Here is an 11,691-nt window from a genome sequence, read left to right as displayed (position 1 = left end):
GGCTGGGTCGATCTGCTCGGCCAGCGCTTTCTCGAAATCTATGGCGCCATCCCGCAGCTCTATCTGCTGCTCATCATCTCCTCGGTCATCGCGCCCAGCTTCTGGGTGCTGCTCGGCATCCTGCTGCTGTTCAGTTGGACAGCCCTGGTGGGCATCGTAAGGGCCGAGTTCCTGCGCGCCCGCAATCTCGAATATGTCGCGGCGGCCCGCGCGCTCGGTGTCTCCAATACGCGGCTGATGTTCCGGCACCTGTTACCCAACGCCATGGTCGCGACGCTCACCTTCGCGCCCTTCATCGTCGCGGGTTCGGTGACGACGCTGACCGCGCTCGACTTCATCGGCTTTGGCCTCCCCGCCGGCGCCCCCTCGCTCGGCGAGCTGCTCAGCCAGGGCAAGGAATATCTCTTCGCCCCCTGGCTCGCGATCACCGCCTTCATCACCATCGCCTCGATCCTCATCCTGCTGGTGTTCATCGGCGAAGCGGTGCGGGACGCGTTCGATCCGCGCAAGACTTTTGCGGCCCGCGCATGAGTGAGCCGCTTTTGTCCGTTCGCGACCTCAAGATCGACTTCGCCACCGAGCAGCGGGTGATCCACGCCGTGCGTGGCATCTCCTTCGACATCCTGCCGGGCCAGACCGTGGCTTTGGTCGGCGAAAGCGGTTCCGGCAAATCCGTCACCGCGCTGTCGGTGCTGCGGCTGCTGCCCGAGCCGGCCGCGAGCTATCCCGGCGGGCAGATCCTTTATCGCGGCACCGATCTGCTCGCCGCCACGCCCGCCGAACTGCGCCAGGTGCGCGGCAATGCGATCTCGATGATCTTCCAGGAGCCGATGAGTTCGCTCAATCCGCTGCATACGGTCGGCCGGCAGATTTCCGAAGTCATCGCCATCCACAACGGGCTCAGCAAATCCGCCGCCCGCGCCCGCGCGCTCGAACTCCTCGCCGAAGTCGGCATTCCCGACCCCGCGTCCCGCATCGACGATTATCCGCATCAGCTTTCGGGCGGGCAGCGCCAGCGCGTGATGATCGCCATGGCGCTCGCCAACGAGCCGGACCTGCTGATCGCGGACGAGCCCACCACGGCCATCGACGTCACCGTGCAGGCGCAGATCCTGACCCTGCTCAAGCAGCTGCAGGAAAAGCGCGGCATGGCGATCCTGTTCATCACCCATGACCTCGGCATCGTGCGCGAAATGGCCGAGATCACCCATGTGATGACCGAAGGCGGGATCGTCGAGCACGGCCCCACGGCCGAAATCTTCGAGCACCCGAAGCACGCCTACACCCGCAAGCTGCTCGCCGCCGAGCCCAAGGGCCGTCCGCCGGTCACCGACCTCGCAGCCGAGCCGATCATATCGGCCGAGCAGCTGAAAGTCTGGTTTCCGATCAAGCGGGGTTTCTTCCGCCGGGTCGCCGGCTACATCAAGGCCGTCGACGGCGTCGATGTCACGGTGCGCCGCGGCGAAACCCTGGGGATCGTCGGCGAATCCGGCTCGGGCAAGACGACGCTGGGGCGCGCGCTTATGCGCCTCGTCAGCTCCGAGGGGCGGATCGTCTATCAGGGCCGCGCCATCGACGGGCTCGGCTGGCAGCAGATGCGGCCGCTCCGCAAGCATCTGCAGATCGTCTTCCAGGATCCGTTCGGTTCGCTCAGCCCGCGCATGTCGGTCGCCGAAATCATCGCCGAGGGCATGGAAGTCCACATGCCCAAACTCAGCTCAGCCGAGCGGGACGCGCGGGTGCAGCAGGTGCTGGCCGAAGTCGGCCTCGATCCCGAGGACCGGCATCGCTATCCGCACGAATTCTCCGGCGGCCAGCGCCAGCGCATCTCGATCGCCCGCGCCATCGTGCTCGAACCCGAATTCATCGTGCTCGACGAACCCACGTCTGCCCTCGATGTCTCGGTGCAGGCGCAGGTGGTCGACCTGCTGCGCGACCTGCAGCAGCGCCGCGGCCTGACCTATGTGTTCATCTCGCACGATCTCAAGGTCGTCCGGGCGCTCGCCAACGAAGTGCTGGTGATGCGCGCCGGCAAGGCCGTGGAGTTCGGCCCGTCGACCCAGATCTTCGATGCCCCGCAGACCGACTACACCCGCGCGCTGATTGCCGCCGCCTTCGATCTTGCCCCGGTCGAGGCGCTGCCGACATGAGACGCTCCCTTAAAGCGCAACGCGCTCCCGCCATAATTGCCCTCAAAGCTCACCGCCAACCCAGGAGGCCCTGATGCAGTCCAACCGCCTCGTCTCGCTCGCCGCCGCCGCGCTCGTGGCGCTCATGCCCGCTCTCGCCACAGCGCAGGACGCCCCTGCTGGCGATACAGACACCCGCGTGTGGCTTCACGCGGAATCGATGACCGGCGAGCCGAAATATCCCGAGGGCTATTCCCATTTCGACTATGTCAATCCGGACGCTCCGATCGGCGGCGAGGTGCGGCTCAGCGAAATGGGCGGGTTCGACACGTTCAACCCGATCCTGCCACAGGGCGAGCCGGCTACCGGCCTCGGCCTCATCTACGAGACGCTGATGCAGTCGACGCTCGACGAGACCTCATCGACGCATTACGGGCTGCTCGCCGATGCACTGACCTACCCCGAGGATTTTTCCTCGGTCACCTACCGGCTCAACCCGAAGGCCAAGTGGGATGACGGCGAACCGGTGACGCCCGAGGACGTCGTATGGTCCTTCGGCAAGCTCACCGAGCTCAACCCGTTCTATGCCAATTACTACGTCAACGTCTCGGACGTCGCGGTCTCGGGCCCCGGCGAGGTGACCTTCACCTTCGACACGACGGGCAATCGCGAACTGCCCAACATCATGGGCCAGCTGCTGGTGCTGCCCAAGCACTGGTGGGAGGGTACGGACGCCGACGGCAATCCGCGCGACATCACAAAACCGACGCTGGAACTGCCCATGGGCTCGGGCCCCTACAAGCTGACCCGGTTCAGCCCCGGCGCCTCGACCACCTTCACCCGCGACCCCGACTACTGGGCGCTCGAGGAGCCGTTCAATGTCGGCCAGAACAACTTCGAGACCATCAAATACGAGTACTTTCTCGACACAACCGCTCAGTTCGAAGGCTTCAAGGCCGACACGTTTGACTGGTGGAGCGAGAACATCGCGCTGCGCTGGCAGTCGGGCTACGACTTCCCCGCGGTCAAGGACGGCCGGGTGATCCTCGAAACCTTCGAGAACCCCTATCGCGACAGCGGCATCATGGTCGGTTTCGTGCCGAACCTGCGCCGTGACGTGTTCAAGAACGAAGCGCTGCGCGAAGCCATGCTCTATGCCTTCGACTTCGAGGAACTCGACAAACTGCGCTTCTTTGGCCAGTACGACCGCATCGACAGCTATTTTTACGGCACCGAATTTGCCTCGTCCGGCCTGCCGGAGGGAGAGGAGCTGGAGATTCTCGAAGAGCTGAAGGACCAGGTGCCGCCCCAGGTCTTCACGACACCCTACGAGAACCCCGTTTCGGGCGACCAGACCAAGCTCAGGGCCAACCTGCGCACCGCCAACCAGCTGCTCACCGAGGCCGGCTATACGCTCGAAGGGCGCCAGCTGACGGACCCTGACGGAAAGCCGGTGCGCTTCGAAATCCTGCTCAACGGGCCGACGCTCGAGCCGATCACCACCAATCTGCAGACCAATCTCAAGCGTCTCGGCATGGACGTTTCGATTCGCACCGTGGACAGCCCGCAGTGGATCGAACGGGTCCAGAGCCGCGACTATGACGTGATCTATACCGGCTGGGCCCAGTCGCTCTATCCGGGCAACGAGCAGCGCGACTACTGGGGCTCGGTTTCCGCCAACCAGGAAGACGGGCGCAATTATGCCGGCATCTCCGATCCGGCCATCGACGCCCTGATCGACAAGATCATCTTCGCCGATGACCGCGACACGCTCATCGCCGCCACCCGCGCCCTCGACCGGGTGCTGCTCGCCCACAACTATGTCTTGCCCACCTACACGCTGCGCCAGGCGCGCATCGCCCGCTGGGACCGCTTCAGCCATCCCGAAGAGCTCCCCGAGTTCTCGATCGGCTTCCCCACGGTCTGGTGGTGGGACGAAGAAAAGGCCGCAGCCGTCGCCGCAAAGGACTAGGACGAACCGCTCGCGACAGAGGGGCGGGAAACCGCCCCTCGCTCACCTACCGTTTGCCATGCCAGCGCCTCAGCGCATGATGCGATAGATCTGCAGCGGCTCATCCGGCGCCGAAATCGGCGTGAGCCAGTCAAAGCCGCTGGCGTCAAAGTCCGGCATTCCCTCCAGGGCATCGCCGGGCTGCACGCCGCGACACAGGACGAGGTAGTCGAGCGCGCGCTCATCGACCACAGCGCGGGCTTCGGCCTCACCGCCGCCAAAAAAGCGCACCGCATCCTTCAAGCCGGCGACATTGCGATGATAGGCGGAGCTGACGATGCTGTGGTCGGTCTCGTAGAGAATCTGCCTGCCGATCAGCAGCGATGACATCACCCGTCCGGTCGGCAATTGCTGCAGCCGCGCATAAGCCTCTGGCATGACGCAGGCTTTGAGATCATCGGCGAAGACGACATCTTCGACCTCGTAGCTCGGCGGAGTCAGGGCCTCGTAGACCATTTTTGCAACCACGAGGTGCAGCAACCCCATGAATGCAAAGGCAAGCCCGACGAGCCGCAGCGTCGTCCAGAGGGTCTGGTTGGGCTTGAACGCGCGCCACGCCGTCGCCAGCGCCCAGGCGGCAGGCAGCAGCGCGATAATCGTTGCAAGGCGCAGGCCGCGGACCTGCGCAAAAGTGACAATCATGCTGAACGCCAGGAACGCCAGCATCGCCAGCCAGTCGATGCGGCGCTCACCCCGATGCATGAGGACCGCCGCGATACAGGCACCGAGCCCGGTCACCGGCAGGATCAGCGCCGCCAGGACGGGCCGTAGCGGGATCATCCAGGTCATGAGCGGTTGCGCCTCGCCGATGGGCGCCAGCAGCATGTCGACGAGCCAGGGCTCTAGATTGCCATAAGGCCCGTGCAGGCAGGCGGGTGAAATGGCAAGGGCGGCTGCCATCGCCACCAGGCCGGCAACAGCCAGCACGCCCAAGCGCTGCCAGGCCGGGGCCGCGCGACGCCCCGTCACGAGCCAGGCGCAGGCGATCGCCAGACCATAGAGCCAGGCCATCGATACATAGGTGAAGGACAACGCGTCACACTGGGTTGTCAGATAGTCTGCGGGCGGCGTCACCAGCATCAGATGTGCCAGCTCGCCCAGCGCAAAGCTGGCACCGAACGCCAGCATGGGGCGGGCGCTGCGGGCCGGATCGATCACCCAGAACAGCGGGATCAGCAACAGTTGCGGTGCAACCACCGCCAGGCCTTCACTGGCGATTGCGAGAACAGTCGCGGCAGCGAGTCCTGCAGCAACGGCCCAGCCGACGCTCTGCCGTGCCCGCAATGTCGCGAGAATGGCGACGAGGCAGAGCACCTGCACCACATTGTGGTGGTCGAGGTCGCCCGGGTGAAAATCGGCATAGATCGACACCGCCAGCGGCGCGAGCAGCACCACCGCCACCGCGGCCGAGCGCCCCGCAAGCCAGTCGGCGAGGATCACCAGCGTCCCAGCCAGCCCGAGTAGCACGAGCAGCGGCCAGATCAGTTGCAGTGCGGTATCTGCGGCGGTGGGATCGAGGAACAGGCGTAGCCCCGCAAGGATCAGCGCCATCGGACCGTCGATCAGCCGCGACCAGTGCATCGGCGCGCCCCAGGGCGTGTTCGTGCGATGCTGGAAATTGTCGAACCAGTTCTGGCCATTGAGCAGGTCGTGCACATTGACCAGCCGCATGACGTCGTCGCCGACGAAGGAGATCGGTTCGCCGCGGAGTTGCGGCAACACCAGCAGCAGCGCCAGCAGCGCCCACACCAGCCCGGTCAGGCTGAGACGGGAAATCCTCGGGCGCGCCACGACATCTGCCTTTTGCTGCATTGAGGCGTTATGCGCGCGACAGGCTTAATAGAGTTTTATACGAATAGCCTCGCCCGCCTCACCGTCCCCTCCCCCGCTGGCCGGTGCGGCGCATGAGGAAGCGCTCGAGCGCAGACAGCCCGTCATAGAGCAGCACGGCGATCGCGGCGACGATGAGCCCGCCCTGGGCCACGAAGGCCGTGTTGCTGGTCAGGAGGCCAGCGATGATCACCTCGCCCAGCGTCGAGGCGGCGACGGTCGAGCCAATCGTCGCGGTACCGAGCGAAATCACCACCGACAGCCGGATCCCGGCAAGGATCACCGGCGCGGCGAGCGGCAGTTCGACGCCCATCAGGCGCTGCCGATTGGTCATCCCCGAGCCCCGCGCCGCGTCGCTCACCGCTGGCGGCAGGCTGGTCAGCCCGGTCAGCGCGTTCTCGAAGATCGGTAAGAGGCCATACAGGAACAGCGCCACCAGCGTCGGTGCGGTGCCGAAACCGAGCACCGGCACGGCCAGCGCCAGCACGGCCACCGGCGGAAAGGTCTGTCCGGTATTGGCGAGCGAGCGGCTCAGAGGCAGGAATTCGGCGCCGACCGGCCGCGTCACAAGGATCGCCAACCCCACCGCGACCAGCGTTGCGGCAAAGGTCGCGACCGCGACGATCCCGAGATGGCTCAGCGTCAGGTTGAGCAGCGAGTTCTGGGTGTAGATCGCCGGCTGGCCGTATTTGGTCATCGGCGCGAACAGCCATTCGAAGCCCTGCGGCCACACGATCAGCGTCACCAGCGCCGCCAGCACGACCAGCCGGATGATCAGGCCAGCCTTCATTGCGGATGCTCGGCCCGCTGGGCGATGTCGTCTCGTCGGATGCGGCCCACCACGTCGCCCGCCTCATTGGTCACCGGCAGCATGTCGCGGCCGCTCCACAGGCATTCGGCATAGGCGTCGCGCAGGCTCGCCTCGAGCGAAATCGGCGCGCCCTGCGCCGTGCCGCCCTCGATCAGTTCGCTCACCTTGCCCAGCGCCAGCAGCCGGAAGGGCCGCTCAGAGGTGCCGATCAGCTCTGCGACGAAATCGGTCGCGGGATTGGCAATGATCTCGGCCGGCGGCGCATATTGCAGCAGTTGCCCGCCATCCATCACGGCGATCCGGTCGCCCAGATGCACCGCTTCCTCCATATCGTGAGTCACCAGGACGATCGTCGTTCCCAGCCGCTTCTGGATCGCCTTGAGATCGGCCTGCGCCTTGGCGCGGATGATCGGGTCGAGCGCGCCGAACGGCTCGTCCATCAGCAGCAGTTTCGGCTGCGCCGCCAGCGCTCGCGCGACGCCGACGCGCTGTTGCTGGCCGCCCGAAAGCTCCCCCGGCATGCGGTCGCGGAACTCGTCCGGCGGCATCTGGAACAGCTCCAGCAACTCGGTGACACAGTCGTCGATCTTGGCCTTGTCCCAGCCGAGCAGCGCCGGCACCGTCGCGATGTTCTGGCCCACGGTGCGGTGCGGGAACAGCCCATGGCCCTGAATGGCGTAGCCGATCTTGCGGCGCAGCTCATAGGGCGGCTGCTCGCGCGTATCCGCCCCATCGATCAGCACGCGCCCGCTGTCGGGCTCGATCAGCCGGTTGATCATCCTGAGCAGCGTGGTCTTGCCGGATCCGGACGTCCCGACCACCGCCGCGATCTGACCGTCCTCGACGGTCAGCGACACATGATCGACCACCGGCACGCCGAGATAGGATTTGGTCAGTTCGACAATCTCGATCATGGGGCGGCCTCTATCCAGTGTTTCGGGCGATTGCCTTCGTCCTCGTGCCTTCGCATCACTTCCGCCCCCCAACACTCACCATTTCCACCACGGCGTCGAGCACCACGGCGGCGGTAAAAGCCAGCGCCACCGTCGGCAATGCGCCGAGCAGCACGAGGTCCATCGCCGTCTGGCCGACGCCCTGAAAGACAAACACGCCAAAACCGCCGCCGCCGATCAGCGCGGCAATGGTCGCGAGCCCGATGTTCTGGACCAGCACGATGCGGATGCCGGTGAGGATCACCGGAAAGGCCAGCGGAAACTCGACCTGGCGCAAGCGCTGCCAGTTGGTCATGCCCATGCCGCGCGCGGCATCATAGGCGGCCGGCGGCACGCCCTCGAGGCCGACCACGGTGTTCGCCACCATGGGCAGCAGCGAATAGCCGAACAGCGCCACCAGCGCCGGCGCCCCGCCGATGCCGGAAATCCCGATCGCCTCGGCCCCCGGAATATTGGCGGCTACCCAGGCCAACGGCGCAATCAGCAGCCCGAACAGCGCGATTGAGGGGATGGTCTGGATAATGTTGAGCACATTCAGTACCGGGGTACGCAGCGGTCTGACGCGCTGGATCAGCACCCCGAGCGGGATGCCGACCAGCGCCGCGGCTACAAGCGAGCCCAGCGCCAGAAACACATGGGTCTGCGCCTCGCGCCAGAAGGTGTCGGCGCGGTTGGCGTATTCCTTGAGGATCGACAGGTCGTTCCAGGCGCCCGACAGCAGCAGCGCTGCAATCAGCGCGAAGACCACGACGACCGCGACGATGCGCAGCCAGGGCTGCAGCTTCAGCCGCACGAAGGCGTCGGTGGCGAGCAGGGCGAAAGCGAAACTGCCAAGCCAATAGCCGCCGCCCGGCGACACCCGGGCCAGCTTGTCGCCCTCGGGCGTCAGGAAGCCGCCGGCCATGCCCACGGCCAGCGCCAGGGCGGCGAGCGCCACGAAACTGGCGCCAAGCCGCCACAGCAGCGGGCTGCGCAGCAAGGCGATCACCGCGGCACCGCCAACGGCCAGCAGCAGCAGGCCGGCCATAGCACCCGGCAGCGCGGTGAAGATCAGATGGCCTTCGCCCGGCACGATGCGGTTGGCGCGGAACACGGCAAAGGGCATCACCAGTGCCACGACCACCAGAACGGCGATCAGCACCCCGAGCTTGTCGACGCGAAAGCGCTTGAGCGACGGATTTTGCGCAGCGAGATCGGTCATGCGCCCGGCGGATGGGTTGGACGACAAGGTGGAAAAGCCTCCCCCGGCATCCGGGGGAGGCTCAAGCGTTCACAGCGAACCATTGCGGTCACCCGCGCGGCCCGCGACCTCAGAGCATGCCGTTGGTGGTGAGCCAGTCGACAGCCACGGCCTTGGCGCTCTCACCACCGACCTGAATGCGGCCGTTGAGCTCCTGCAGCGTCTCGAGGTCGAGCTTTTCGAACACCGGCGCCAGGATATCGGCGATCTGCGGGTATTCGTTCAGCACCGCTTCGCGGATGATCGGGGCGGGCTCATAGACCGGCTGCACGCCCTTGTCGTCCTCGAGCACCACCAGACCGGACGGCGCGATGCCGCCGTCGGTGCCATAGACCATGGCGGCGTTGACGCCATTGGTCTGCTGGGCGGCCGCGGCGATCGTCGCGGCGGTATCACCACCCGACAGGGTCACCAGCTGGTCGGCGCTCAGCGTGAAGCCATAGACGTCCTGGAACTTCGGCAGGGCTGCCGGCGAGGACACGAACTCGGCCGATGCGGCCAGTTTCACCTCGCCACCGTCGGCGACATATTTGCCGAAATCGGTGAAGGTCGTGATGGAGTTGGCGTCGGCGACGTCCTTGCGCAGGGCCACGGCCCAGGTGTTGTTGGCCGGGGCCGGCTGTAGCCAGACGATCTTGTTGGCGTCGTAGTCGAGCTTCTTGGCCTCTTCATAGGCGCTGGCCGCGTCGTTCCACAGCGGGTCGTCGGCCATGTTGAAGAAGAAGGCCGCGTTGCCGGTATATTCGGGATAGATATCGATCTGGCCAGCCGTGATCGCCTCGCGCACGACGGGCGTGCCGCCGAGCTGGATCTTCTCGGTCACGGCGATATCGTTCTTTTGCAGCATCTGGCTGATGATGTTGCCGAGCAGACCGCCTTCGGTGTCGATCTTGGACGACACCACAACCTGCGCATTGGCGGCGGTTACGGAAAGGGCCAGCGCCGCAACGGCGCCGAGCAGTTTGGTGGACAGCATGATTGTCTCCTCTTTGTGCCCGGCTTTGCGAAGCCCGGACCTCAACTCTATACGGACGGGGCTGGAAATTAACCCCCGTTCTGCGTCATGGCGATTCGCGGCGGTAAAATGTTCGCAATCGCAGTCGTTCGGGTTGAGGAACACCGGTGCAGGCCGTTCGTTCCGGCGCGCCAGCCAATCTCAGACGGGAGGCACGTCGCGGTCGTCGAGCAGCAACACCATTTGCACCTGATCGCGCCACTTGCCGCGCTTCTTGCCGAGCTGCGGCAGCACCTGGCCACCGGTGAAACCGAACCCCCGGTGCAGCCGGATCGAGCCCGTGTTCTCGACGTCGATCACCGCGACCATGGCGTGCCGGCCATCGGCACGGGCGAGCTCGATGATATGGGCGAGCAACTGCCGACCATACCCTTTCCCGTGGTGTTCGGGGAACAGGTAGACCGAGTGCTCCACAGTCAGGTCATAGCCGTCGCGGCCGCGATAGGTGCCATAGGCGGCGTAGCCGAGTACCTCGTCCTGCGCGTTGACGCCCACCACGACGGGAAAACCCTTTTGTCGCCGCTCGGCCAGCCAGGCGGCGCGCCCCTCCAGCGTCTCCTCGATCTCGATCCAGATCCCGTCATTGTCGCGGATCGCCTGATTGTGCAGCGTCAGAAGGGCCGGCAGGTCGGCATCGGTTGCAGGGCGGATACGCATTGGCGGTACTTTCATCAATCAACAAACCCGATCATAATGGATGCTTATCAAAACGAACCAATGCTTCGCATAAGATTTATTTATGGATATCGACCAGCTAGTGACATTCGACCGGGTCGCCCGAGACCTTAGTTTCACCCGGGCCGCCGCCCGCCTCAACGTCACACAGGCCACGGTCTCCATGCGTATACGGGTGCTCGAGGACACGTTGAACGCGGTCCTGTTCACCCGCGGCCGCCGGATTGCGCTGACCGATCAGGGCATGACCTTCCTGCCCTATGCAAGACGGATTCTGTCGAGCGTGCACGAAGGCCGCGAAGCCCTGCGCCGCGTCGAGCGCGGCCGCCTGGTCGTCGCCTCGCTGGGGTCCATGGTGACGCCGCTTCTGTCGGACGCGTTGCTGCGCTTGCAGGGCCGTTACCCCGATCTCGATATCGTCGTGCGCCAAGGCCGGCAGGAGCAGGTCGTGGCGCTGCTGCACGAGCGGGTCGCGACGCTGGGCATCGTGTGCTGGCCCAATCTCGATCCGCTGGTCGGCGACCTCACCCCTCTCATCGTGGTGCGCGAGCCGGTGCCGATGGCCATGGCGCCACAGCTCGCCGCGCTATTGCCCGAGCGCCCGTCGCTTGATGAGGTCCTTGCCGTATGCCCACGGGTGATTGCGCTACGCTGGTGGCAGGCCAATCCCGAGGGCGAACTGCGTCTCGTGCGCCGCGCCAATGCCACGGTCGAGCTGCCCGAGGGTCCGGCGCGAAATCTGGTACTGCAGGGCGCGGGCTTCGGTCTGTTCGTGCGCTCAGCCATCGCCGAGGACCTGCGGACCGGTCAGTTGGTGGCGATCGAGCCGCATGATTTCCCGCCGCTGCATCGCGACATCGCGCTCGTCGTCCTCAACCCCGCGGATCTGGAACGTGAAAGCGTCGTGCAGTTTGCGCGGGAAATCGCCGTCGAGTGCCGCAAGATCGGCAAGGTGCTCGAGGATCGCACGACGGAACTGCTCACCAGCTAGACGGGCGCACCAGCTAGACGGGCGCACCACGCCCCG

The 11,691-nt window shown here is 65.6% G+C and carries 10 protein-coding genes; 4 read left to right on the top strand and 6 right to left on the bottom strand.

Features of this window, described 5'->3' with window-relative positions:
• From ACN0TK_RS14560 to ACN0TK_RS14550, 3 genes are all read left to right on the top strand, one after another.
• A partial coding sequence (locus tag ACN0TK_RS14560) for an ABC transporter permease subunit (protein ID WP_417310247.1) occupies window positions 1–531 on the top strand: 531 nt, incomplete at its 5' end.
• Window positions 528–2,150 (top strand): ABC transporter ATP-binding protein, encoded by a 1,623-nt coding sequence (locus ACN0TK_RS14555; protein ID WP_417310246.1) that lies wholly within the window; start codon window positions 528–530, stop codon window positions 2,148–2,150. The genes ACN0TK_RS14560 and ACN0TK_RS14555, both read left to right, overlap by 4 nt.
• Window positions 2,151–2,223: 73 nt before the next feature.
• Window positions 2,224–4,101, top strand: a complete 1,878-nt coding sequence (locus tag ACN0TK_RS14550) for an extracellular solute-binding protein (RefSeq protein WP_417310245.1) — start codon at window positions 2,224–2,226, stop codon at window positions 4,099–4,101.
• 69 nt (window positions 4,102–4,170) lie between these two features.
• Here ACN0TK_RS14550 and ACN0TK_RS14545 read toward each other — a convergent pair whose 3' ends face one another.
• The 6 genes from ACN0TK_RS14545 to ACN0TK_RS14520 form a co-directional block, all read right to left on the bottom strand.
• Window positions 4,171–5,952 carry a hypothetical protein gene (locus tag ACN0TK_RS14545; protein WP_417310244.1) on the bottom strand — a complete coding sequence of 594 codons (1,782 nt, stop codon included), beginning with the start codon at window positions 5,950–5,952 and terminating at the stop codon, window positions 4,171–4,173.
• Window positions 5,953–6,010: 58 nt separating this feature from the next.
• Window positions 6,011–6,760: an ABC transporter permease gene (locus ACN0TK_RS14540; protein WP_417310243.1), complete on the bottom strand. Its 750-nt coding sequence runs from the start codon at window positions 6,758–6,760 to the stop codon at window positions 6,011–6,013.
• Window positions 6,757–7,695 (bottom strand): ABC transporter ATP-binding protein, encoded by a 939-nt coding sequence (locus tag ACN0TK_RS14535; protein WP_417310242.1) that lies wholly within the window; start codon window positions 7,693–7,695, stop codon window positions 6,757–6,759. The genes ACN0TK_RS14540 and ACN0TK_RS14535 overlap by 4 nt, the downstream gene beginning before the upstream one ends.
• A gap of 55 nt (window positions 7,696–7,750) precedes the next feature.
• On the bottom strand, window positions 7,751–8,935 hold the full coding sequence (locus ACN0TK_RS14530; RefSeq protein ID WP_417310291.1) for an ABC transporter permease: 1,185 nt from the start codon (window positions 8,933–8,935) through the stop codon (window positions 7,751–7,753).
• 109 nt (window positions 8,936–9,044) lie between these two features.
• Window positions 9,045–9,950, bottom strand: a complete 906-nt coding sequence (locus tag ACN0TK_RS14525; protein ID WP_417310241.1) for an ABC transporter substrate-binding protein — start codon at window positions 9,948–9,950, stop codon at window positions 9,045–9,047.
• 180 nt (window positions 9,951–10,130) lie between these two features.
• Window positions 10,131–10,646 (bottom strand): GNAT family N-acetyltransferase, encoded by a 516-nt coding sequence (locus ACN0TK_RS14520; protein ID WP_417310240.1) that lies wholly within the window; start codon window positions 10,644–10,646, stop codon window positions 10,131–10,133.
• Window positions 10,647–10,728: 82 nt separating this feature from the next.
• On the opposite strand from ACN0TK_RS14520, the gene ACN0TK_RS14515 reads away from it, so the two are divergent.
• Window positions 10,729–11,655, top strand: coding sequence for a LysR family transcriptional regulator (locus tag ACN0TK_RS14515; protein WP_417310239.1), 927 nt, complete (start codon window positions 10,729–10,731; stop codon window positions 11,653–11,655).
• The last annotated feature ends 36 nt before the right edge of the window (window positions 11,656–11,691 follow it).

Source organism: Devosia sp., assembly GCF_048261455.1.
Classification (GTDB): domain Bacteria; phylum Pseudomonadota; class Alphaproteobacteria; order Rhizobiales; family Devosiaceae; genus Devosia_A.
Note: the sequence above shows the minus strand (reverse complement) of the source record. Positions and strands in the feature narration are given on the sequence as shown.